At 49.3% G+C, this 24,155-nt stretch carries 21 protein-coding genes and 1 pseudogene; 15 read left to right on the forward strand and 7 right to left on the reverse strand.

Features of this window, described 5'->3' with window-relative positions; genetic code table 11:
* Positions 1-3: 3 nt before the first annotated feature.
* Positions 4-369, forward strand: coding sequence for a DUF2809 domain-containing protein (locus ACTJJJ_RS17295; protein ID WP_426293456.1), 366 nt, complete (start codon positions 4-6; stop codon positions 367-369).
* Positions 366-1,130 carry an oxygenase MpaB family protein gene (locus ACTJJJ_RS17300; RefSeq protein WP_440702488.1) on the forward strand — a complete coding sequence of 255 codons (765 nt, stop codon included), beginning with the start codon at positions 366-368 and terminating at the stop codon, positions 1,128-1,130. Before ACTJJJ_RS17295 ends, ACTJJJ_RS17300 begins: the two co-directional genes overlap by 4 nt.
* Here the strand turns inward: ACTJJJ_RS17300 and ACTJJJ_RS17305 are convergent, their stop codons facing one another.
* Together ACTJJJ_RS17305 and ACTJJJ_RS17310 are read right to left on the reverse strand one after the other, a co-directional pair.
* A complete protein-coding gene (locus tag ACTJJJ_RS17305) occupies positions 1,131-4,355 on the reverse strand; it encodes an error-prone DNA polymerase (protein ID WP_440702489.1) in 3,225 nt (1,074 codons plus the stop codon). It abuts the gene before it with no gap.
* Between the two features lie 29 nt (positions 4,356-4,384).
* Complete coding sequence (locus tag ACTJJJ_RS17310; protein ID WP_440702490.1) at positions 4,385-5,896, reverse strand: Y-family DNA polymerase; 1,512 nt, start codon at positions 5,894-5,896, stop codon at positions 4,385-4,387.
* 147 nt (positions 5,897-6,043) lie between these two features.
* Here ACTJJJ_RS17310 and dinD point away from each other — a divergent pair, with 147 nt between their 5' ends.
* From dinD to ACTJJJ_RS17340, 6 genes are all read left to right on the forward strand, one after another.
* The gene (gene dinD / locus ACTJJJ_RS17315) at positions 6,044-6,868 is read left to right on the forward strand and encodes a DNA damage-inducible protein D (protein ID WP_426293460.1); all 825 of its coding nucleotides are present in this window, start codon (positions 6,044-6,046) and stop codon (positions 6,866-6,868) included.
* 102 nt (positions 6,869-6,970) lie between these two features.
* Positions 6,971-7,312, forward strand: coding sequence for an ArsR/SmtB family transcription factor (locus ACTJJJ_RS17320; protein ID WP_188932992.1), 342 nt, complete (start codon positions 6,971-6,973; stop codon positions 7,310-7,312).
* Positions 7,313-7,314: 2 nt separating this feature from the next.
* Positions 7,315-7,824, forward strand: a complete 510-nt coding sequence (locus tag ACTJJJ_RS17325) for an SRPBCC family protein (RefSeq protein ID WP_440702491.1) — start codon at positions 7,315-7,317, stop codon at positions 7,822-7,824.
* Between the two features lie 170 nt (positions 7,825-7,994).
* Positions 7,995-8,603 (forward strand): hypothetical protein, encoded by a 609-nt coding sequence (locus tag ACTJJJ_RS17330; RefSeq protein WP_440702492.1) that lies wholly within the window; start codon positions 7,995-7,997, stop codon positions 8,601-8,603.
* Between the two features lie 191 nt (positions 8,604-8,794).
* Positions 8,795-9,187: a VOC family protein gene (locus ACTJJJ_RS17335; protein ID WP_440702493.1), complete on the forward strand. Its 393-nt coding sequence runs from the start codon at positions 8,795-8,797 to the stop codon at positions 9,185-9,187.
* 97 nt (positions 9,188-9,284) lie between these two features.
* The gene (locus tag ACTJJJ_RS17340; RefSeq protein ID WP_440702494.1) at positions 9,285-10,157 is read left to right on the forward strand and encodes an alpha/beta hydrolase family esterase; all 873 of its coding nucleotides are present in this window, start codon (positions 9,285-9,287) and stop codon (positions 10,155-10,157) included.
* 14 nt (positions 10,158-10,171) lie between these two features.
* Here ACTJJJ_RS17340 and ACTJJJ_RS17345 read toward each other — a convergent pair.
* Positions 10,172-12,010: pseudogene (locus ACTJJJ_RS17345) on the reverse strand (serine hydrolase domain-containing protein).
* A 7-nt stretch (positions 12,011-12,017) separates the two neighbouring features.
* Positions 12,018-12,779, reverse strand: coding sequence for an ImuA family protein (locus tag ACTJJJ_RS17350; protein ID WP_188932978.1), 762 nt, complete (start codon positions 12,777-12,779; stop codon positions 12,018-12,020).
* A 217-nt stretch (positions 12,780-12,996) separates the two neighbouring features.
* Between ACTJJJ_RS17350 and ACTJJJ_RS17355 the strand changes: the two genes are divergently transcribed.
* On the forward strand, positions 12,997-13,500 hold the full coding sequence (locus ACTJJJ_RS17355) for a DinB family protein (RefSeq protein WP_188932976.1): 504 nt from the start codon (positions 12,997-12,999) through the stop codon (positions 13,498-13,500).
* Between the two features lie 77 nt (positions 13,501-13,577).
* Positions 13,578-13,991: a hypothetical protein gene (locus ACTJJJ_RS17360; RefSeq protein WP_188932974.1), complete on the forward strand. Its 414-nt coding sequence runs from the start codon at positions 13,578-13,580 to the stop codon at positions 13,989-13,991.
* 45 nt (positions 13,992-14,036) lie between these two features.
* On the opposite strand, the gene ACTJJJ_RS17365 is transcribed toward ACTJJJ_RS17360, so the two are convergent.
* Together ACTJJJ_RS17365 and ACTJJJ_RS17370 are read right to left on the reverse strand one after the other, a co-directional pair.
* A complete protein-coding gene (locus tag ACTJJJ_RS17365) occupies positions 14,037-14,444 on the reverse strand; it encodes a VOC family protein (protein ID WP_440702495.1) in 408 nt (135 codons plus the stop codon).
* A 121-nt stretch (positions 14,445-14,565) separates the two neighbouring features.
* Positions 14,566-15,288 (reverse strand): 3-keto-disaccharide hydrolase, encoded by a 723-nt coding sequence (locus tag ACTJJJ_RS17370; protein WP_440702496.1) that lies wholly within the window; start codon positions 15,286-15,288, stop codon positions 14,566-14,568.
* A gap of 103 nt (positions 15,289-15,391) precedes the next feature.
* Between ACTJJJ_RS17370 and ACTJJJ_RS17375 the strand changes: the two genes are divergently transcribed.
* From ACTJJJ_RS17375 to ACTJJJ_RS17390, 4 genes are all read left to right on the forward strand, one after another.
* The gene (locus ACTJJJ_RS17375; RefSeq protein ID WP_188932968.1) at positions 15,392-16,480 is read left to right on the forward strand and encodes a sensor histidine kinase; all 1,089 of its coding nucleotides are present in this window, start codon (positions 15,392-15,394) and stop codon (positions 16,478-16,480) included.
* The gene (locus ACTJJJ_RS17380; protein ID WP_426293467.1) at positions 16,477-17,226 is read left to right on the forward strand and encodes a LytR/AlgR family response regulator transcription factor; all 750 of its coding nucleotides are present in this window, start codon (positions 16,477-16,479) and stop codon (positions 17,224-17,226) included. The genes ACTJJJ_RS17375 and ACTJJJ_RS17380 overlap by 4 nt, the downstream gene beginning before the upstream one ends.
* 164 nt (positions 17,227-17,390) lie before the next feature.
* Entirely contained in the window at positions 17,391-18,131 is a 741-nt protein-coding gene (locus tag ACTJJJ_RS17385) for a hypothetical protein (protein WP_426293468.1), read from the forward strand.
* A 110-nt stretch (positions 18,132-18,241) separates the two neighbouring features.
* Positions 18,242-21,070: a vWA domain-containing protein gene (locus ACTJJJ_RS17390; protein ID WP_440702497.1), complete on the forward strand. Its 2,829-nt coding sequence runs from the start codon at positions 18,242-18,244 to the stop codon at positions 21,068-21,070.
* A gap of 13 nt (positions 21,071-21,083) precedes the next feature.
* On the opposite strand, the gene ACTJJJ_RS17395 is transcribed toward ACTJJJ_RS17390, so the two are convergent.
* A complete protein-coding gene (locus ACTJJJ_RS17395; protein WP_440702498.1) occupies positions 21,084-22,511 on the reverse strand; it encodes a TlpA family protein disulfide reductase in 1,428 nt (475 codons plus the stop codon).
* A gap of 231 nt (positions 22,512-22,742) precedes the next feature.
* On the opposite strand from ACTJJJ_RS17395, the gene ACTJJJ_RS17400 reads away from it, so the two are divergent.
* Positions 22,743-24,155 (forward strand): dienelactone hydrolase family protein, encoded by a 1,413-nt coding sequence (locus tag ACTJJJ_RS17400; RefSeq protein ID WP_440702499.1) that lies wholly within the window; start codon positions 22,743-22,745, stop codon positions 24,153-24,155.

Below are 24,155 nucleotides of genomic sequence, written 5' to 3' on the forward strand. Positions count from 1 at the left end.
AGAATGTATTATTTGATAGCCGCTCTGCTGATTTTCATTATAGAAGTATTGATAGCGGTGTATGTTCATGACGATTTCGTAAGACCCTGGGGAGGCGATGTGCTGGTGGTTGTGTTACTGTATTGCATTGTGCGGAGTGTTACCAGGTTGGATATACTTTCGGCGGCGTTGTTGGTTCTCGTGTTTTCCTGGTTTATAGAGGCGTTGCAATACCTGCAAATCGTCAGAATACTCGGTTTGGAAGCCAATGCGGTTGCCCGAACGATCATCGGGACGACCTTTTCGTGGTTGGATATCGTTGCTTACACATTGGGCATCGTGTTTGTCGTGGGAGTTGAAATAGTGATAGGTAAAAGGCATGCATTATGAAATGGTTTGTGAATGAAGGTTCAATAGTGCGTGAGATCTGGGGGAAGGCTGATACGATCCTGTTTATTTTTGCGGGAGCGTCGGCTGAATTTGCATTGAATAAATCGGTCGACTGGCTTTACTTTACCGGAAAACTGCCTGCTGACCCACTGGGAAGGCTTTTTTCGACAGTCGGTTATGCGAGGCAAATTGTGTTCTCTGAACATGACGATGCCATGCGGGCCATTCATCAGATCGCCTCGATCCACCAAGGCGTGGAGCGCAGCCGCAATGCCCGCATTCCCGACAGCGCCTACCGCGATGTGCTTTTCATGCTCATTGATTATTCAGCTCGGTCATTCGAATTGCTCGAAAGAAAGCTCACAACCGCAGAAAAGGAAGAGCTATTCACCGTCTTCCGTGCGGTGGGAGAGGGTATGGGCGTACCTGGCCTACCCGCGAACCTGCGTGCGTGGGAGCGTATGCGTGCGGAGCATTTGCAAGAGAACCTGATCGAGAGTGACTTTACAATTGATTTGTACAAACAATACAGGAAGCATCTAGGCTGGTACCGGTATCATTTGCTGCGTAGTGTCCAGATGCGGATTGTGCCCGACCGTGTAAATGAATTGCTTGGGCTGGGACAAGGCTGGTTTCTCGATTTGATACTTCCTGTTTATAAAATAAGCCGCCGAATGGGCGTGGGCGCATTTCTACGCAACATGCTCCTGCCTGAAAACTACAAAATGCAGGTTATTGACCTCGATATGACCCTGCATTAATCACCGGAAATCCCGGGAGGCCGGGAAAATCTCAGCTTGTACGTTTTTGCGGGGCTGCAACTTCCGGACTTTGGCCTGGGACTCGTACTCATCTTTTTCATCGGCCCGCGACAACGTCAGCAGGTCCGGTTCCTGATTCTCGGTGGGGCCTAGTTTCCGCAATAAGCCGGAGGCATTCATGCATTTGCTCACCACCACGTGTATCACGCTGCCTTCCTTTTGCACCTTGCCCTCAACCATCAGCAATTTGGAGCGGAGCACTTCTTTGCGATAGGTATCAAAAAGGTTTTGAAAAACGACCAGGTTTGCCGTACCGGTTTCGTCTTCAACGGTGATAAAACAAATGCCGCTAGCGGTTCCGGGCCTTTGCCGTACAAGTACCAAACCGGCCACTTTCACTATTTTACCGTCGTTAATATGTTCCAGTTCTTTGCTGGACACTGCACCAAGCGCATTCAACTGTTCGCGCACAAAACTCACCGGATGTTGTTTCAACGAAAGCGACGTCGCCGCATAATCATGAATGACGTGCTCCGACAGCGTCATTTCTGGCAACACCACATTCGCCTCGCTGGCAGGACCTTGTCCTTCGAAAAGCCCGATCGGCCGGTCGGCCATAGCCGAAGCCTCCCAAAATGCCTGCCGACGATCGAAGCCGATGGACCGGAATGCATCGGCTTCTGCCAGTTTTTCCAATGCGGTATGGGAAATGCCGGCTTCGAGGAGTTGATGAATATGCGTAAACGGCCGGGTGCGGGCGTTGGTCAGAATCTGCATTTCTGTCTCTTTCAATCCTTTCACCTGTCTGAAACCAAGCCTTAATGCGCATGGCTTATCAGGAATATTTTCAAGGGTATTATCCCAAAAAGAATGATTAATATCGATTGGCCTTACTTCCACTTGATGGTTCTGTGCATCGATCACGATCTGTGCCGGGCGGTAAAAACCCATGGGCTGACTGTTGAGCAGTGCCGCCGCAAACACATCTGGATGGTGGCATTTGATCCACGAAGAAACATACACCAGCAACGCGAAACTGGCGGCATGGCTTTCGGGGAAGCCGTAGCTTCCGAAGCCTTCGAGTTGTTTGAAAATCCGCTCGGCGAAGTCCTTTTCGTAACCATTTTTGACCATACCGGTGATGAGCTTTTCACGAAGTTTGGAAACAATGCCCTTGGATTTGAAAGTGGCCATGCTCCTTCTCAATTCGTCGGCTTCCGTGGGCGAAAAACCCGCTGCGACGATAGCGATTTTCATCGCATGTTCCTGGAAAAGAGGGACTCCTAGTGTTTTTCGAAGGATATCCTCCAATTCTTTTTTTGGATATTCTACTTTCTCCTCATTGTTTCTTCGGCGTAAATAAGGGTGCACCATATCACCTTGAATCGGCCCGGGCCGGACAATGGCGACCTCAATCACAAGATCATAAAAGCATATTGGTTTAAGTCTTGGAAGCATCGATTGCTGAGCCCTGCTTTCTATTTGAAAAACACCGATCGTGTCGGCTTTGCAAATCATCTCGTACACCTTTTTATCATCGGGTGGGATACTTGCGAGATCATGAACAATACCATAATGCCGGTGTAGCAAATCGAACGCCTTGCGTATACATGTAAGCATTCCAAGCGCGAGCACATCTATTTTCAGAAAACCCAATGTATCAATATCATCCTTGTTCCATTCAATGCACGTGCGATCTTCCATCCTTGCATTAAGGATAGGGCAGAGGTCGGAAAGCTTGCCCTGCGTAATGACAAAACCACCCGTATGCTGGCCTAATTGGCGAGGGAAGCCCATGTATTGCTTTGTTAAGTCAAGAATTTTGATCAGGTGCGGGTCATTGGGATTGAAACCGTGCTCAGTAATAAGCTTGCCGTCGAACCATTCATCTGTAAATTCCCATAGTGAGCTGGAAAGTCTATTGATAGCGTCCATAGACATTCCCATCGCTTTTGCAACATCCCGCACGGCACCTTTTTGATGCACCTGCGTAACAGTAGCGACAATGCCCGCCCGATCACGACCATATTTGTTATAAATGTATTGCATAACCTCTTCCCGGCGCTCATGCTCGAAATCTACATCGATATCAGGCGGCTCATTTCGGGAGGAAGAAATGAAGCGTTCGAAAAGCAGATCAATTTCAACAGGATCGACGGAGGTAATGCCAAGGCAATAGCAAATCACTGAGTTAGCAGCGGAGCCGCGTCCCTGACAAAGTATTTTTTGTTCGTTGGCGAAGCGGACAATATCGTACACCGTTAAAAAATAGGCGGCGTAATTCATTTCCTCAATAAATTTAAACTCGTGCAAAATCTTCGCATGTATGTCGGAACGAATACCATTTGGAAATCTCTTTTTCGCTCCGATCCATGTCAAATGTTTTAGTTCCTCCATTGGCGTCCTCCCTTCGGTAGTCAACTCCTCCGGATACACATATTTCAAACTACTCAGCGAAAACTGACAGGCATCCACGATTTCCTGCGTGCGTTCGATTGCTTCCGGGAATTTCATGAAGAGCCGCTGCATTTCGGCAGCCGGTTTCAGATACCTTTCGGCATTTTCGTGCAAGCGGAAACCAGCGTTGTAAATGGTGCATTTCTCGCGGACGCACGTGAGCACGTCCTGCAATTCACGTCTTTGCAGGTTGTGGTAATGTACATCGTTGGTCGCCACCAGCGGGATATGAAAGCGCTGTGAAAGCTGGTCGAGGCGGTAGAGTTTTTTCATATCATCGCCCTGGTAGGAACGTATGGCGCCGAGGTATAGATTGGTACCGAGCTCCTCGCGGTATTCTCTCAGGTTTTGAGCAAAGGAAGGGTCGAAATCGAAGAATTCATTTAAAGCGGATGGCGGTACTGCTATGAATTTGATACCTTTTGCATGGCGGTAAATATCGGCCTTGTAGAGATCGCATTTGCCTTTTTCCGTGCGGAGGTTCCCTTCTGTAAGCAATGCGGATAGGCGGCTGTATGCCTCCCGGTCAGTAGGGTAGGCGAGCAGGCTGGGGCCGTCGAGCAAATCGAGGCGGCAGGCCGGGATAATACGGAAATCCTTGCCTTTCGCGGCCGCATGCGCGCGTACGATGCCCGCGAGCGTGTTGCGATCGGTGATGGCGATGGATTTGTAGCCCAGTTCCATCGCATGCTCCACCAGCTCCTCGGGGTGCGACCCGCCGCGGAGGAAGCTGAAATTGGTGGTGACTTGTAATTCAGTATAATTCATGATGAAGTGTAATCTGGCCTAACAGATATTCAGGCAAAGAAGCCATGTATAAACCATTTGGGAAGGTCTTCTTCCTTTTCTTCCGAATAGGGACCCAGCCTGAAAACCCAGTAACGTTGCCCTTCCTGATTTTCCAAGGTATAATAGTCGCGATGGAGGCCTTGTTGCAGCCACCATTCCTGCTCGATGCGCTCGGGGCCTTCCGACTTTTTGATATAATGCACTTTCCCCTTGTACCGGAAACCGGTTGGAGGGTAATCGGGAACCGGGGCGGTCACTTCTATGATTTCGGGTTTCGGAAGCAGGAAAACGGGCCTTTGCCGGTCGGTACGCCAGCTGGTTTCCGGCTTCTGACGTAGGGAGGCAACCACTTTTACAGACCTTTCCGGCCAGTGGTGTTCGTCGGGCAAATACCGCTGAATGGTTTCGGTACCCGCACGCCCGGCTACGGCATCGAGTAATTCGGTAATGGCGGCATTTTCAAAACCACCGGCGGTGTCCCACATCGTTTCCTGCGTAGCGGTCATATCCTCTACCTCAGGTGCTTCGAGCAGGAACAACTCGATACCAAAACCCGGGGCAATGGTCTTGATTTTGAGTTCAAAAAGCCTGAAAAGGTGTTTGACGTGATGCGAGGCCCGGTTAGTCACAATGTCGATCTGCTGCATTTTTCCATCCACACGAAAGCAGCTCAAAATGCTCTTGCGAAGCCCCTTGCCCTCTTTCATGAGACGGCCACAAAGCGTTTCCAACAGTTTTTGCAGTGCTATTTCAATACCTGTGGCCGTCACGATGGGTTCCAGGCAGGGAAGCCGTTCCTGGTAAGGGACAGCCTGACGGATCGGTTCGATAAATTCCTGGGAGTATCCCAGCGCCTTGTTCAGCTTATCCAGCATGTCATCCCCAAAACGCCGGCGAAGCATTCTGGGGGGTATTCCGATGAAATTGTTGATATGATAAAAACCCAGCTTTTGCATTTTTTCCAGCGTTTCGGGTGCAAGGCGCAGAGCTGCGGGAGGAAGTTTTAGCAGTGCATTATGCTGCTCACCACTTGGAACAATGGCCCTGGGACGCCCGAAATGTGCGTGAGCCCACGCCAGCCCGATCGTATCCGCCATTGCGGCACGTATTGTGTATCCGGCTTGGGTAAGCCTGGCGGTGAGGTCATGCATATATGCGTGCTCGCCACCCCAAAGATATGCGCAACCTGTCACATCCAGGACCAGCCCATCGGGCGCATGCAATGCGACGGTCGGCGTGTAGCGCAGGCACCATTCGGCCAGGGCCTGCAATGCTAGCCGGGTAACTTCCGCTTCATGGTCCAGCACAATAAGAGAAGGTAAAATGGCCCGGGCATCCGCTACAACCATACCCGTTTCGATACCCAATGCCCCGGCCTCGGCACTCACCGCCCTTACCAGCATGCGGCCACGTTCGGGCACCGAAAGGGCAAATTCGAGACCGTACAGCTCCGGCCTGACGCGGATCTGGTGATCCGTAGCAAGGTTTGGGAACCATATGGAAATGAATCGCGCAGGCATTTATAGGTATTGTGGATGAAGTTGTTGTGAATTATTGATATTATGAATATCTTAAAATGGGTAACAATAATATCAAAATTATTTGAAAAGTGCCAGCAATTTTTTTGCTTTGTTGAAATCATTTTACACACTTAAAAATTGAATGTTATGACTTCACAACAAGGTCCCTCGCTCTTCGAGCAAATCAGAAAATCAGACGACAACGGTAACGAGTTCTGGAGTGCCAGAGATTTGGCAAAAGTGCTGGAATACACGGAGTACCGGAATTTTAAACCAGTTATTAAGAAGGCGAAAGAGGCCTGTCAACAAAGTGGTCAACTAGTCGACAACCATTTCGTGCATTTGCACGAAATGGTTGTCATTGGTTCAGGAGCAAACCGCGAACTGGAAAGTGCGAAACTATCCCGTTATGCCTGTTACCTCATCGTCCAGAATGCAGATCCGGCGAAAGAAGTAGTTGCATTGGGGCAAACGTATTTCGCGGTACAAACCCGTTTGCAGGAAATCAGGCAAATGGAGGAGTACAATCAGTTGAATACCGAGTACGAAAAGCGCATTTTTCTTCGAGGTGAGCTAACCAGGAATAATCTCCTTCTGGCAGAAGCTGCTAAAACGGCCGGCGTTATTGAACCGATCGACTATGCGATATTCCAGAACCATGGCTACATGGGCTTGTATGGAGGGCTCGATGCGAAATCGATTCGGGAGAAGAAGGGCTTGAAAAAGAGCCAGAACCTGCCTGACCACATGGGTAGTTCCGAATTGGCTGCCAATGTTTTTCGCGCCACGCAGACTGACGATAAGTTGAGGCGTGAAAATATCGTCGGCAAAGACAAAGCGAATCAAACACATTTCGAGGTTGGTGCCAAGGTACGGCAGACTATTCAAGAGCTTGGCGGTACAATGCCCGAGCACCTTCTGATTGTAGAGAATATCAAGAAGCTGGACAGAGGCAAAAAACGGCTCAAATAGCCCGGTTTCCATTGATTGTAAAAGTTTTGGAAAAATTCCGCTTCAAAAATTTGCGTAAGTATTTGCTTACATATAATATTGCGTAAGCAAATACTTACATATATGTCCGTTGAAGCAAGAAGAGATGTTTTTCAGGCGATTGCAGATCCTACCCGCCGGCAGATTATCAATTTGATCGCCTATCAATCCATGAACCTGAATGCCATCGCCGAAAACTTTTCGATTAGCAGGCCGGCTGTTTCCCAGCACATTAAAATCTTAATGGAGTGCGGGATAGTACTGGTACGGCAGGAAGGGCGGGAGCGGTATTGTGAGGCCAAGCTGGATACCTTAAAAGAGGTTTCTAATTGGGTCGATCAGTACCGGCAGTTCTGGAATACGCAGTTCGACTCGCTTGATCATTATCTGAACCGAATTCAAAACAACAATCAATCCGATCAGTAAAAATGGAAAACCAGGTATCAAAAAAAGCAGAACTTAAAATCGTGCGCCAGTTTAAAGCGCCGAAATCACTTGTATTCGATGCCTACGCTTCCAAGGAGGCGTTTGCGGAGTGGTGGGGGCCGGCAGGGTCGGCGCTCACGCTTCTAAGTTTTGATTTCCGTGAAGGCGGAAGAACCCACTACAAGCTCGACAGTGGCGGTATGCTTATGTGGGCGCTTTTCCGTTACCAGAAAATCCAACAACCGGATTCTATTGAATTTCTGAGCTCTTTTACGGATCCCGAGGGTAATATCACTTCGTCGCCATTCCCGTTCGATTTTCCCCTGGAAGTGTATAACCACATCACTTTGAGCGAAGCTGATGGCATTACCACCTTGACGCTGTATGCCGAGCCCGTAAATGCAACGACCGAACAGGAGAAAACCTTTGCAGAACTTAATGCAAGCATGAACCAGGGTTATGAAGGTACATGGAGACAGCTGGATACTTTCCTGGCCAAGGTTCAGGGGTAGTGTACTTTGAATGTGCCGTTAACTCAAAATATTGTGGTTCAGGGAGGTTAGCAGGCCATTGTAGACTTTGGGGCTTTGTGTTTGGGCAAAGGACATGATAAGTTTGCGAGCCGGTTCACGCGGGACGGGCCGACTTCACATTCTTCATTGGTACATCCATCCATACACGCATGAAAACAATGATTCGATTGATTCCGCTGGTAGTAGCGTCTCTGCTGGCTTCTGTTCAGGGTTTTGGGCAAAATAATAAGCCGGTGGTCAATTATCTGGGCATTCCGGGACCTATCGCGTTCCAAAAGAAAAGTTACCAGCTAATCTGGGCCTCTCATCCCGATGCTTCGCTTTATAAACAGGAATACCTGGTGGCCGGCGATGGTTTTCCCAATTACAAATCAATGATTACCATTGATTTTGTGATCGCGGCGGCAAGCGTTGATGACGCCGTTCGGACTAAGCTTCGTGAATTGGAACAGTTGAAAAAGACGCTGGACGTCAACTACGAAGTGATAGCCAACGCCGCCACCGGCGAAAAGATCATCGATTGCCTGCTCGGGCAGACAGCTGCCGATGATGCAAAAAGTATTTATGAGCACGATTTGTATCGTTTTAAAGCAGTTACAGCCAAGTCGGGGCAAAAGGGAGTCGTGCTTTATGCACTCAGTAATCGTGCATATGGCAAAGATATCCAGCCATTTTTGGCACGGCTGAAAGCAGAACGCAAGACGCTTGTCGCGGATGTGGCAAAGGCAGCGATACCTGAGATTACCGTTAAAAAGTGAAACCTGAACGAGCGACATGGAAAGCGAACCGGATCGTTACGTAGCCCACCGACAACGCGCTACGCGTATGCGAAGGAGTTTTGGGTGGAGTGTCCGAAATGCGCAAAAGCAGCGCGCCGATTGAGGTGAGTATCCCGAATTATAAGGCATGAAGGAAAAATACGGCATATTGTATAAGTAAAATTCAGGCTATGGAAACAGCTACTCCAACTTTTGCACCACAACTTTATATTCCCAATGGCATTAGGGATGTCGATTTTTATATCCACGGGCTTGGCGCCGTGGAACTTCGTCGTTATAGCAATGATGATGGAACGATCCACGTTTCGGAGCTTTCCATCAACGGCGCTATTTTCCATTTGCACGAAGAGACGCGTAGCCGAACGTCATTCAGCCCGCTGCGCCATCGGGGCTCTACTGTGACGATCGGGTTGTTTGTCCAGAATGTCGATGCGTATATGACAAGCGCTGTTGCGGCAGGGGCAAAAGTTATTTCACCGGCCCAGGACTATGATTACGGCTACCGGCAAGGTGATGTGGAGGATCCGTTCGGGCATGTGTGGATGTTTGAAAGCCGGATTTGACGGGCTTGCATTCGGGAAAGTATTTTACAACCATTTTTAATCCTGAATCTCCCGCACACAATGTAACTTGCAAGAACAAAATCCAATTTTACGATCCATGTTCAAGCAGTTTCTTTCCGCATTATTTATCCTTTCCGCATTAGCAGCCGATGCGCAACACGTCCTCGATTCGTTGTTGATCGAAGGCCATTACCGTGTGTATGCCTATAACCCGACTGTTAAAGTAAAGCCTGGCGCTAGTCTGGTGTTTGTGATGCATGGCTCGGGTGGGGAGCCGCTGGGGTTGGTGCGTAGGGGAGCGAAACTGGAATCGCATTCGGAGTCGGATAATGTGGTAGTAGTGTACCCCGGTGGATATAAGAGGTATTGGAATGAGTGCCGTAAGGCTTCCACGGCCGTAGCTAATGTCCAGAACCTAAATGAAGAAGCATTTTTTGAAGCGCTGATCAGCTTTTTTGTTTCCAAATATAAAATCAATAAGAAACAGGTTTTTGCAACAGGCTTTTCGGGCGGTGGACATATGTCGTACAAGCTTGCACTCACGATGCCTGGGAAAATCCGTGCGGTTTCGGCGGTGGTAGCGAACCTGCCAACCGATGATAATATGGATTGTTCGCCGATGAATATGCCGATTCCGGTCATGATCACGAACGGGACGGCCGATCAGACCAATCCCTACAATGGCGGCGAGGTGAAAACGCCTGGCGTTACATTGGGAACAGTACGGTCCACGGACCAGTCGTTCCAATATTGGGCGAAACTGGATGGCTATACCGGAGAACCTGCAATGTCTGTCATGCCGGATGGCGATACTTCCAACAATATCACGGTTGAAAAATATACCTATCGAAGAAAAGGCAAGCCGGAAGTGACGCTGTTAAAAGTAGTCAATGGCAAGCATGAGTTTGTGACTGATTTCGATATGTTCGAGGAATCGTGGAACTTCTTTAAAAGACAAATAGGTAAATAGCAACCCCTTGCACATTACCTGCCGTTTGCAGCAAAGTCGTCCGGTAGCTTTTTAAACCATAAGTTCACCACCCGGCCATTCGACATTTTGATGCCGGTGATGGTACCGGAGGGATTGCGGACAACGTCGATATTCTGAACAAACCACCAGGGTGCATTAAGCTTGTCTTTACCCACAGTTTTCAGATCAACCTCGCCGTGGTGTACATGGATGAGCTTCAACGCATCACCCTTTTTGGAAATGGTGTAGATGGTTTCAAGTTCGGGGCTGTAATATTGGCCAGCGAGCTGGGCAGGATCAATTACCACAGAATCCTGTGTATCGACCCTCGTACCTGGGTGGTCTCCGTTTTGTTTCAAAGTAATGCGGCTAACCTTGCCATCTTTGGCCTTGTGAAACACAACAGACGCCTCCACGACTTTGAGGAAAAAGGTCGAGTCTGACGACGGGAATATGGCTGCCGATGGCTGGCCTGTGGCCTGGGTATAATAGTTGGCACCATCGCGCCAGAATTTTAATACAAAGCCCGGTGCCTCATCCAATGAGTAGGAGCCGGCATAGGCGCGGAAGAGGGTCGAGTCGAATGCGTAGTTGCCGGATGTGGCCGGTTTTGGAGTTTCAGAGGCAGGTTTATCTTCTTTTATAAAAGAGGATAAATACAAATCAGCCATCTCGAGGTTCTTTTTAGGTGGGTTGAATTCGGCCTGATTGCTCAGTACGATGAAGCCGTAATCTTCCTTCGGAAAATATAACAGCGAAGAGCGGAAACCTGCGTCGGCACCGTCGTGGCCGTAATAGGCGAGGCTCTTGTATTTTCCGTGAATGAGCCCCGATGCATAGGGAAGCGTGTCGCCTTTGGTGAGCCGGCCGCGTTCCAGCATTTGCTTCATGATCGCTGGGCTGCCTACTTGCGGGTTGCGGAAATTGTTGATCCAGAGTGCCAGGTCGTCGACGGTTGTAAAAAGGCTCGTAGCGCCGACGTTGCCATAGCTCAATATGCTCTTGCTGAACATGGCCGGCCCAATAGCACCGGGTGTACGGTGAAACGAGTAGGCGCGACCCTTTACTACACCTTCCTGATTATCAAAAAACTGTGTGTTTTTCATGCCCAACGGCTTGAATACATTACGCTCCATCCAATAGGCAAAAGGTTGCTTCGTCACCCGGCTGGCGGCTTCGGCCAGTAAAGTGTAGCCCGTATTGCAATAGGCAAAGGCACTTCCGGGTTCGAAATTCAGCTCTTTTTGGCGGGTGACGAGGTTCATCACGTGCTGTTTGGTGATCACGTCGTCGAGTTGCCAACCTGCCATTGCCAGCAAATTCCACTGGTCGCGTAGGCCGCTGGTGTGGTTGAGGAGGTGCCGGATGGTAATGGTTTTGCCAAAATCGGGAACTTCCGGAATGTGTTTGCGGATATCGTCGTCGAGAGAGAGCTTGCCTTGCTCAGCGAGGAGTACGATGGCGTACGCCGTGAACTATTTGGACACCGAGGCCACATGAAAAATCGTTCCGGAGCCTATTTTAGCACCCGTTTCCACATCTGCCTCGCCGAATCCCTTGGCATACACAAGCTTGCCACCATGCACAACACCTACGGCCGCGCCGGGCATTCCGGGTTTGTTCCATTCAGCAAATAGTGAATCCACTTTGGCTGCTATGCGGGGAGTCTGGCATTTCGCGGATTGAAGGCTCACAGCAAATAGCAAAGCGGGGATCAGGAGGCGTAATGATGCTTTCATACGGTGATTATTAATGATTAGCGATCGAATGTGTCCTAATATAAGACTGTGGACAAAGGAATGCGAATCGTTCTGGATGAAGGCCGTGATAAAATGATAAGTGGTAATGCTCATGTAATGTTTAAGCTCTTTGTGCGATATACACCGAAGAGCCCTTTAAAATATCTGTGGTCTGATCGGCAATTTCTTTTTGCAGATATGCAAACCGCCCGGCCGCCCATTGCATTTCCCATTCCCCCGGCTCGCCATTCCTTATTTTTTGCAGCTGCACCCGCCAGCACGGATGACCGACGCCCGGCATGCCTTCTTCCAATTGGCTGGCCATAGGGGTTACCTGCCAGCGCGACACACAGGCAAGGGTATTCACTGCACGTGGATTGGTACGGTGCAGAAAACCGGTAACGCGGCTCTGCTCCACCGCCAGTTGCAGCCGCCGCGATTCCGTAAAAGTAATTTCACGAAGTTCTCCGACCACTGCTGCCAGTGATTCGCACTTCAAAGCCTCTTCCACAGCCCAGATCACGTCTTTTTCTTTGACCAGATCAATAAAAATTACCCGGTGCGGCTCAACGCCGAATGCTTTAAGCGCCGTAGCGAACACAATGGGCCGAATGCCAATCCATAGGCATATGCCATGTTCCCCCATTAATTTCCCTAATAACCCCGCCATAAATCCCGTCGTAGCAGCAGCGCTTTCGGGGTCGTTACTAATAAATTCATGCACAGCACCGGTCGGAAAGGTGCGGTTCGGAAAAGAGGCATTCATTTCTCCCAAGCCGAAATCGATCTTTCGGGCTCCCACGGGCGTTCGAAACCCCTGCAATGCAAGAATATCTTCTTGCAGCCTGTCGAACATGCCGTTTTTCAGGAGCGGGAGAGCCATAAGGAACGTTTTTGAGTAGTTATTGATATTTTAAATATCAATATTTGGATTTCAAAAATAGCATTTTATTGCATTTCGTGCAATAAAATGGCCAGGTTTAAATGCAGCGCTATGCAGCCGGCTGTTTGTTTGTCTCCTGTACACTGCATTATGTCGACCCAACCACTTTTTGTCGACCGAAAGCACGAACTTGAAGCGATGATCAAGCTTGAATACCATGACTGAATCTTTTGAAGCATACAAAAAACGGATAGTCGGCTATGTGGAATCGCAGGAGCCAATGACGCTGCTGGGAAAAATGCCTGGCATTCTGGAGGCGTTGGTGAGAGAAGCTTCGCCGAGCCAATTGCAGTTTCGGACTGCATCAGGCAAGTGGTCAATTAATGAAATAGTAGCACACATGGCTGATGATGAGCTGGTTGGTGCTTATCGTATCCGTATGATTTTAAGTGTGCCAGGAACAGATATTCAGGCATTCGATCAGGCCGAATGGGCAGTGCGGGGAAAATATGAACAAATTCCGATTGAAGATTCGCTGGCGTTGTTCACGAGGCTGCGCCACACAAATCTGCAATTATTTCATCTGCTGGAACCCGAGCAATGGGATTATTTTGGTATCCATGCTGAGCGGGGCAAGGAAAGCATCCGTGATATTGCATTGTACTATGCAGGGCATGACATTAATCATCTGCAACAGATCCGGGCGATCCTGAATAGGTAAGGGCGATGGGGTAGTGGCTTTTAGGGATAGCAACCATCGCATGGGAAACAGTGTCATGCGTTTAAACTGCTATCCTCATGAAGAAATTCCTTGCCCTGGCCGCTATTGCATTGGCCTGTTCCGAAAAGAAAGTCGATAAACGTGACGATTGCGTGCCGGTGGAGCAGGTGGCGGTTTCGACGGATTGCTACAAGGGCTCCGGCGGGCTTTTGCTTACGGCGGATTCGCCTTCTTCCATTGCCCTCGACTGGGTAATTGCCCCGTTGAAGGATACTTCGGGCGCGCAGACATACGTGCCCTACTACGCGACCACGACTTCAAATCAACTCGTGGTACCGGATAGCATCGTGCGGAAATACCCGAAAATAGGGGTCATGTTTGTGGGTGCTTATGGATGTCCTTCCGATATGTATTTCAGCTTCGTCCGCAGAATGGGCGGCGATTCGTGCGCCCGCTGGTATTTGCAGGAGCGCTTTTTGAAAGGCGACTAAAAAAGCCGGAGCGTGGCCCCGGCTTTCGAAATGTTATTGCATTGATTACTGCGCTCGTACGTCAATCATCCAGTCGATCCCGTATTGGTCTTTGAATGCGCCGAAAATGTCGCCCCAAACCTGCTTATCCATCGGTACGGTAATGGTACCGCCTTCGCTGAGCTGCGTGAATTTTTTGCGGAGACCGGCCTCGTCGAAACCGCTGAGCGAAAGCTGGATTTTGTCGCCAGCCAACGGCCCGGGTTGCGGGGTGTCGCAGCCCATGAATTCAATCTCTCCACCCATCAGCGACGCGTGCATGATATGGTCGCGTATGGCGGCCGGGCAGCTGTTATCCACTTGCCCGAAGGTCATCATGTTCAGCTCGCCGCCAAAAATGCCTTTGTAAAATTCCATCGCTTCGCGGCAATTGCCTTCGAACATCAGATACGGGTGCAATACGGCTTTTTCCATTGTGTTTTCGATATAATATGGTGGTTGAATAGTGTAACAACACAAAGGTAACCGTGCGCAAAGTATCGCCGCGGGTGCTAACGGGACAACCAAAGGGGGACAACGCGACAGCGCCCGATTTTTAAAGTTTCCTCAACTTGATATTACGGTACCAAACCGTGCTGCCCCAATCCTGCAAACCGATGCGTCCGTTGTAGTTGCTTTTGGAGATAGGTGCGGCTTTTAAGCCACTGTTGGCGATGCGCTGTTTCCAGTCGGGACCGTTGAGGTCGTGCTCCTGCACCATGAACTCGTTCTGATACACCGTGAGTTTGCCTTTTTTGACAATAAAATGGATCTTGTTCCATTCTCCCTGCGGGTTGCCTTCGCGCAGGCGGGCGTTCGCGACACCGAAAAAGTCGCTCGCGCGGTGCGTATTTTCTTTGGCGCCCTCATAGATTTTATCGTCGATCACCTGCAATTCCAGCCCGGTGTCGTGCATGTTTTTGTTGCTCGGAGATTCCTGTACAAAAAAGAAAATGCCGCTGTTGGCATATTTGCTCACTTTCCATTCGGCTTTAAATTCAAAATCGCCATTCACGACATCGTCGATCACGATGTCGCCGCCGTTTTTAGCTTTGTTACCGGCCCTTTCAGGCACATTTAATTTAATGGCGCCGTCCTCGATCAGCCAGGCCGAACCGGGAGCTTTGCCGTTGTAGGCGTGCCAGCCTTTCAGGTCTTTACCGTCGAACAACAATTTCCAACCTTCTTTCTTCTCTGCGGCGGTGAGGGTATTGAGTGCCTGCGAGTAGGCATTCAGGGAAATCAATGCGGCGAGTGCGGTAACGAAAAAACGGGTCATAGTGGCAGATTTAAGTGTTTTCGCTTGGTTTAAGTCCTGCAAAATACTGATAAATTTTCATGAAATTACCTTATTTTTGGGTATCCTAACTGACCTCTTAACTATGCGGCCTTATCTTTTCGGGCAAAAATGGCTGCTGGGTTTCGCCCTTGCACTGGTTTACATTCCGCTCCGAACGTACATAAACGTCCCTCAACAATATTGGTACACGATTCCACGCAACCTGCCGCTGTTTGGGCTGGAAATCGTGATCAGCACCGTTTTTTACACGGCGTGGATCTATCTGATGGATTGGTTTTTAAGAAAACAGGCAGCACTCACCGGCGCCGACAAATCGCCTGCATTCAGCATCCGCGATCAGCTCATTGCTTTAATACCCGCCGTTCTGCTGGCTGTTTTGTTCAATATGATTCTGGTGCGTACCTGGGGGCTTATGAGCCAATGGTGGAACCCGTTCCCCAGGCCTATGCTCGGCGATTTCCGCACGCGCGACCTCATGCATACGCGGTGGCGGGCAGGGCAGGCACTCACGATCCTCGCACTCATTGCCGCCTATTACCTCTGTGTGAGCAATCAGGTGCAGGAAAAGATGAAAAAACTGCTTGTCAATTCCGAAAGGCTGGAAAAGGAGAACATACACGCACGTTTCCTGGCATTGAAAAACCAGGTCAGCCCGCATTTTTTGTTTAATAACCTCAGCGTGCTGTCGTCGCTGGTAGAGTCGCGGCCGGAGCAATCAGGAGAATTTATACAGGAGCTGTCGCTGGCTTACCGTTACATTCTGGAACAATCGGAGCTGGACAAGATCAGTTTGAAGGAGGAGATGAAGTTTCTGGATACTTATATGTACCTGCTGCGGACGCGTTTCAAAGAAAAGGTCGTGCTCGATTCGGCGCTTTCCGCGGCGGATGAGGAGCGGTATTCCGTTATTCCGCTTACATTGCAACTATTGGTCGAGAATGCGGTGAAGCATAATACGATGTCTTTGGCAAACCCATTGATCATCAGCATTGAAATTATCGATCAGATGCTTGTTGTGAACAATCCTTTGCAACTGAGGCAACAAGACCAGCCTACTACGCGTCTCGGGTTAAAAAACATTATCAGCCGTTATAAACTATTGCAGGATAAGGATGTGGTGATCGAGAAGACGGCTACCCATTTTACAGTGAAAATACCATTGCTATCATGAATGTACTGATTGTCGAGGACGAGGAGCTGAGTGCAGAGCGATTACAAAACCTGATCCGTAATATCGACCCCTCCATTCATGTACTCGGCATTATCCCGTCCGTTTTTGAAACCATTGCCTGGTTGCAAAATAAGGCCAATACACAGCCCGACCTTATCTTTCTCGACATTCATCTCGAAGACGACAACGGTTTCAAAATCATCGAAAGCCAGGAGTTTTTGATCCCGGTCATCTTTACGACTGCATACGACGATTACCTGCTCCGCGCATTCAAAGTGCACTCCATCGACTATCTTCTTAAACCCATTAATCCGCTCGAATTGCAGGCTTCTTTGAATAAATTCAGGAAACTCAGGGTTTATGGCGAGCAGCAGGCGGAGGCAACCGCCCATTCGGCGGTGGAGAAATACAAAGACCGCTTCCTGGTAACTGCCGGGTCGCGGATATTTACTTTTAAAACCTCTGAAATAGCCTATTTTGTCATCGAAGAGCGCGCTACTTTTCTGCGGTTGTTCGATGGGCGGCACTTCGCGGTGGAGTACAGCCTCGAAAAGCTCTCACAAATGCTCGATCCCGACGGTTTCTTCCGTATTAATCGAAATATGCTTTTGTCGGTCCACGCCATTCGTGAAATGCATGCGATCTCAGCCGGGAGGCTCAAAATCGATGTTAATCCTCCCGCCGCGCAGGAAATTTATGTGAGCTCCGAACGCATGACGGAGTTTAAAAGCTGGTTGGGCAAATAACCCCTGGTTTACTTCTGCATTTAAAATTGCCGTTTCAGCCCCCGAAAACGGGCGTTCCGCGATTTGCATTTTCATTCCAAATGCTCCTTGCTCAAATTGGGGTCAAACAGGAGGAGGTTTGTGTTATGTCTGTAATTCAATTTAATGCCCACAAAAAGTACCATGTGCTTCAAAGTAAGACGCGCGTTTGGGAAACCCACAATGATCTGACCCCGCATTACCGCATTATATTCATCCGCAACGGGGAGGGGCATTTCAGTCTGGATGGGAAACTCTATGAATATGCCGAGCAAGGCATTATCCTGCTGGGGCCCGGCCATCATCCGATCTTTCAGGAGGACGTCAGTGCCGAAATTTTCATCCTCGCATTCGATACCTGGCTTTCCGACGATTTCTTGCAGAAAAAAGAGTTCAGTCCCGATTTTGCCGACATTTATAAACAAGCGGAACACCTCTGCAGCAGCGTGCGCCTTACCCAGGGTAAACCCGTGCAAAATGAGCGCGACGCGCAGACCATTAGCTATTTAATTAATCAGATACTCTTTGAAGTAACCCAGCAGCCGACGTCGCATAACAAGCTCATTCGCGGCAGTATCGATCTGATCGTCACGATCCTGGCAAGGAACAATTTTGAATGCAAGAAGGTGGACGAAAAGGCCAGTCGCCAGAACCTGGCCGAGGCGATTATCGGTTATTTACGGGACGAGCTGCATCAGAACAAAAGCATCCGCGTACCGGAGCTGCTGATGCGTTTCAATATTTCGGAAGATGTGGCCAACCTTTGCGTGCTCAATATCACCGGCATGTCACTTCGGAACTTCATTTTTAAATACAAGGCCGATCTTTTCAAAAGCCGGATGCTGAAAGTCGATATTTCGGAAATTACCAGCTACTTGTCTATTTAAAACGTCGCTCCACGCCATGACTTATTTTACGGAAGTATGTGTGCTGTCAATTTTCGGGTAAAATCCCGACCTTCGCAGCTGGTAATACACATACTTCCAAGAAGATACGTATGAGGCGATTCTCCATCCTGATCATCCTTTTCGCATTCATTATCAGTCCGGTTGCCGCCCAGCAGGAGGCGCCGCAGACTTCACTGAACCATTACATCGAATTTCTGAGCGAGTCGTCGGAGATGGTGATCCACCGCTTCAAAATGCTCGCTGCCTATCAGGAAGACGTGACCCGCTACCGTAAAAAAGCGGATTATGGATTGCGTTTGCCGTCGTCGGGGCCATTGGAGGAATATTATTACAAAAAGGCGCTCGGCGGTCTCGGCGTGGAGGCGGGGAAGCGGAAGCAATTGAATACCGGCCTGGAAAACGTCTGGCAAGTGCTCAATAAGCTCGATGAAACCTGCAAAGCACTCGAAACTTACGTGCGTTTGAAGGATTACGAACGCGATGACCTGAAAAAATCGGAGGCGCTCGTTGCGGAAATGCAGTCGCTTTTTGAACGCTATGCACAGGATAAAAATGCATTGTATACGCAAGTCAGGCAGGTTTATACGGGCGTTCAAAATCGCCCGGCGACCGATCCATACTTAATAACTGAAAAAGCGATGGGCGAGGTAATCGCTGCCCAGCAGCGTTTGCTGGACGCATTGCCATACTATTTGAATGAAGAGACAAAAACGGAATGGCCGGTAGCCCTGGTTCGCCAAAGTATGCTCGACGACGAAAAAGCATTGGCAACGATTGGCAATACGGCTTCGCAGCTGCAATATCCGGCTTCGGATATGGTGGGCACATTCAAATCGGCGCTGGCTTCGATGCAGGACATCAAACGGCGCGCGCTGGACGATCATAATTTTGCCGCGCAGCAGTCGGCAGCGCATGGCAACGCGGTGTATTTGTCGCTGGTGGAGCAGTTTAACCATGATATGCTGGAATTCTACAAGGCATTTGTCGGGTATAGCAAGCCGGGACATTTGCTGCTGAATTATCCGTTTTTCAGCCCGGTCATGAAGGCTGTGCGCCGCGATGATGTGGCTGTTTCTCCCAAAACAACGCCGCCTTTTCAGGACAAATCTTTTCAGCCGCTGAATGTGAAAAAGGCATCGGCACCAGCAAATGCGGCATTGATCAGGACCTTAAATCAATATGTAGACTGGATCAACCAATCGCTTCGGCAAATGCATTTGCTGCAAATGATCGTTCGGAATTACCAGGGCTCGGCGGAGTACTACCGCGATCCCGCGAAGGCGCAAAAGCGGGCCAATCTCAGCTATTCGCACGAGGAATTTAAACTTCCTACTTCCGAGTATACCTTGCTGCTGAGCGCCAGTACGACCATTCCGGAGCCTTACCGCAAGTCGGTAACCGGTCAGACGGAGGTTTTGATGAATATTTTACAGGAAATGGACGGTCTTAGCATCGAGCTGATCCGTTATACCTCCGAAAAGCAATACCTGCAAGACCAGCTCAAACGCTCCGACGCCATTCTCGACCGTTACCTCGTGCTTTTTGATATACTCGATCAAAAGAAAGAGCAACTCTATAACGACATTCGCCGCATCCACGAAAGCTACCCCAATGCAACACCGGCCAGTTCCTGGTACATTGCCGGAAATGCCATGCTGAAAACCATGGACAATGGCCACGATGCAATGTTCGGCATGCGCGACTTCCTGAAAGGCGAAGCATCCAAACTCCCCGAAACGGGTGAGCTGGAAGCCCACAGCCGTCAATTGATCGCCGACGAGTACAAAAATATGAAGGGGCTCCAACGCTATGGCCGGAACAACGGGCTTTGTCCGTACACGCCTTATGAAGATCTGGGTGCCAATGCGGGGAGGTTTGCGGAGAAAATACAGCAATACAAGCCGGAAACTTCGGGTTATGCGGCGCATCCCTACGAATCGTTTTACTACTTCTATAACAATGAGCTGGTTTACGAATACAACAATTTTATAGAGCTATCGAAGGCCGGGCTTTTGAAAACCATTAACCAACCCGATGTCTTCGCGTTCCGGCGCACGACGATCCAGAAACCTGCCGCGTCGCCGACGAAAGTGGAAGAGCCGAAAGTCGAAAAACCGAAGGTGGAGAAGCCGGTCGAAAACACGGCGCAAATTCAAACAAACAATGCTGAGGTGGCAGCCGTGCCCCAGCCTCCCGCGCGTGAGGATGTGCGCCCGCTCACGAACGAAGGCGCCCCCGGGCCTGTACCCACAGGCGCCCCCGTTGCACAAGCGGCGCGTGACACTGTATACGTAGAGCGCGTGCGCGTGGATACGGTGTACGTCGACCGTAATACGCAGTTGCAGAACGTTACCCGCTCGCTCGACGGTTTCGCACCGAACAATATGGTGCTGCTGCTCGATGTGTCGTCGTCGATGAACTCGCCTTATAAACTGCCGCTGCTAAAACGCTCTATTAAGTCGCTGCTGACGCTGGTTCGGCCTGAGGACATGATTTCGATCGTGCTCTATTCCGGCAAGGCCAGGGTGGTACTCAAACCAACTTCGGGCGCGAAAGCATCGGAAATTTCCAGAATGATCGATCTGCTGCAATCTGATGGCGATACGGACGGCAACGAGGGCATTAAACTCGCCTACAAAACCGCCAACAAACAATATATCCGCGCTGGTAACAACCGCATCGTGCTCGCTACCGACGGGGAGTTTCCCGTAAACGATGAGGTGGTGGACATGATCCGCCAGAATGCGCGTCAGGATGTTTACCTCAGTGTCTTCACCTTCGGGCGCAATGAGCATACCGGGCAAAAGCTGAAAAAACTGAGCGAACTTGGCATGGGCTCCTACGCACACGTAACGGATTCAAGCGCGGACCTGCAACTGATCCTGGAAGCCCAGGCGAAGAAACTAGTCGGCAAGTAATGCCCGAAATGCGTCAGAGATCGGTGTAATGCTTCACGAAACTGATCCAATCCGAGCCGAAAGGAACAGAAATGTATTTCCCCTCCGGGGTCACGAGCAGCTTCGTAGGGTAGCCGGGCACTTTATAAGTTTTTTCGATCTGATTGTCGGACATCGCAACCGGGAACGAAAATTTCTTCTCATTTATGTAACTGTTCACTTCTGCTTCCGTATCACGGCATGCGATGGTCAGCAGCGTAATTTTATCGGGATTGGTTTTGATAATGGAGTCATAGAATTTCTGCAAAGCCGGGTGCTCGGAACGGCACGGGCCACACCAGGTTCCCCAAAAATCGACCAAAAGCCATTTCCCGGTTCCTGCTTTGCTCAAAAATTTCGATTTGTCGAGCATAGATAGGGAAATTGGAGGCGCCGTTTTTCCATATTGATTCACATTTTCTATCCAGTATTTCGCAAAACCTTCATCATTACCTTTTGCTTTGCCGTAAGCCGTTTTGAGCTTTTCTTTATATTCCGGCTGTTGTAATGTGATTTGTAGCAAAGTAGAAAGTACATCGTTCTGATCGGAAGTATGGTTGGTTAGGAATTCAAGGTAGTCTTCACGGAACGATTCTTTATTTTCATTTAAAACAAAATGCATATCATAGAAATAAGCTGATTTGTGATTGTTGTCTGCCAAATCGGGGCTATACTCAAATGCTTTTTTAAGGTACGCCTTCTTTTTATTGAAATCACTTTCGTTTTCTGATCGAACATAATTTGCATACGCATAAAGATACCTGAACCAGGCACGCTTTTCCGCTTTGTAGAGATCGGGCGCTTCCAGATCCGCAATCTGTCCTTTTTCGAGGTGATTATATAAAACCTGCAAAAGCTTTTCGGATAGTGGTTTTAACTCGGGAATTGAACTGATCTTTCCATAAATCATTAAGCCATATCGCCCGGCGCGGTTTGAATAGATGTCCTGGGCCGACAATTCTTCCGCGATAAATCGCTCAGTCAAGCTGGCAAGTTTGGCGTTGTCGCCGGCCGCACTTTCGATATTTGAATAGAGAAAAAGTGGCTGGATTGTATGTGTAAGGACTTTGTTCGTGTCGGCTATGATCTTGATCAAAAGGCTCTTGTTAAAGTCGTGTACCCTCCGTTGTTGCCTGCTTGCCGCACTGTCCGTCCCGGAAGGAAAAGGACTGTTGATCACCGCCTGTGTATAACTATTGTGTATGAGATCTTCCAGTAACTGGATGGCCTTCTTATCCGCAGCGAGTTTCCGGATACAGAATAATGCAGAGGCTTCGTTCAGATCTCCCTGGGTAGAATTGGTAAAACGGTTATAGCAATCAGCCGGCGTATCGGTAAAAGATGTTTGGGCCAACGACTTTGCCGGTAGAAAACCAACAGCTATTAAAATCAATTGAAATATTTTTAGACCGGTATTTTTCATAGCTGTCAATATGTTTTAAGGTGAACGATTGTTGGGAATGTATATAAAATCAATTACGTAATTAAATGGCAAAACCGTTGCAGTTGCATTATTAAATGGTGATTTATTGTTAATAAACCAATTGCCATCCAAACATGGAAGCGGCCGGTTGTGTAAGAGACCAGCGAATCGGCGGAGAAGTTTTCTTTATTGGGATACGGATAATTGATCCTTCACGAAACGCCTGCGCTCATGAATACCAAGCCACTGAGTAGGGAATTTTATTCCTTCATGATTTTCTTCCTATCCATCTCATGCATCATGGCGCTCATTCAGTCCGGGGCGCTGGTGATTATCGGATCTCAGATGATGGGTCTGGAATCGTTTAATTCGTGGATGTGGCTGGTTCTGTTCGTGATCGCGGTTACCAATGCGGCGTTGGTCCGTTACCTTTGGCACAACAGTTACCGGCTGGCGGCGGTCGCGTGTGTGGTTTCGACCCTGGCTGTGTTTTTCCACTATGCGTTGATCCTGAACCGTGAGTTGCGGGTATTCTATCAGGAGCATTATCATGCGGTAGCTTTTTTCCTTTTTGGGACGGCTATGCTTTGGGGGTTGAGCCTCGTGTGCACAAAAGCTGGGGAGAAGCGATGGTTGCGGCTAAGTGGTATCGTTACGGTATCCATCGAGGTTTTGTTGGCCGCAACGTTCGTTCTCTATTTTCAGACAAGCGAAGGCAGCACAAAACTGTTGATCGACAAGGTTAGCAGGTGGATTTCACTCCTTGGAAGCCTCGCGCCGGTTTGTTTTGTCATTCATTTTCGGCTTGAAAACAAACGGCTCACAGTTACCGATAATGTGCCGGCCCAAACCATTCCCGCGCTTGTTAAGCTGGCGGCATTCGTTGGGCTGCTGTTTTTGGGGTTCAACTTTTCGGTGGAAGCGTTTCGGTACAGTATGCCTTTTAAGCCGTCGATAACCGACTTACGTCGCTCGAAGGCCATGGAGTCCTATCATTTTGTAGATAAAAGTGGTGATTCGCTGCATTACCGTCTGCTCAACCCGCTCGATTACGATTCCACCAAACAATATCCGCTGATCGTGTGCCTGCATCACGGGGGTGCGCATGGGAAGGATAATATGCAGCAGCTATCGGCCGATCCTGCGCCGTTTCTGATGGAGTTGCCCACCAGGACGAAGTATCCTGCATTTGTATTCATGCCGCAATGCCCGAAGGGGATGGGTTTCAGTGGCGCATATGGTAACGCCAGTGTGGATTCGCTCGTTTTTAGGACGATCCGGCAGTTGCAGGGCCGCCTGCCGATCGACCATAAACGTATATATGTCATGGGCATTTCGGGGGGTGGTTATGGTTCCTGGCATTTTATCAGCGCGCATCCCGAAATGTTCGCCGCGGCGATCCCCATTTGTGGCGGAGGCGATCCCCAATACGGGCCGAGACTTGTTAATGTGCCGATATGGGCTTTCCACGGCGCGCGCGATAAGCTGGCACCCGTCGCGCATTCACGCGATATGATCGCTGCGATCCGCAAAGCTGGCGGCCATCCCAAATACACCGAGTATGAGTATGCCGGGCATGGAATATGGGATAATGTCAAGCGGGAGGACATCATGGAATGGATGTTCGCCCAGCATAAGGAATAG

Origin of the sequence: Dyadobacter sp. 22481 (assembly GCF_052044875.1) — a bacterium.
GTDB classification, from domain to species: Bacteria; Bacteroidota; Bacteroidia; order Cytophagales; family Spirosomataceae; genus Dyadobacter; species Dyadobacter endophyticus.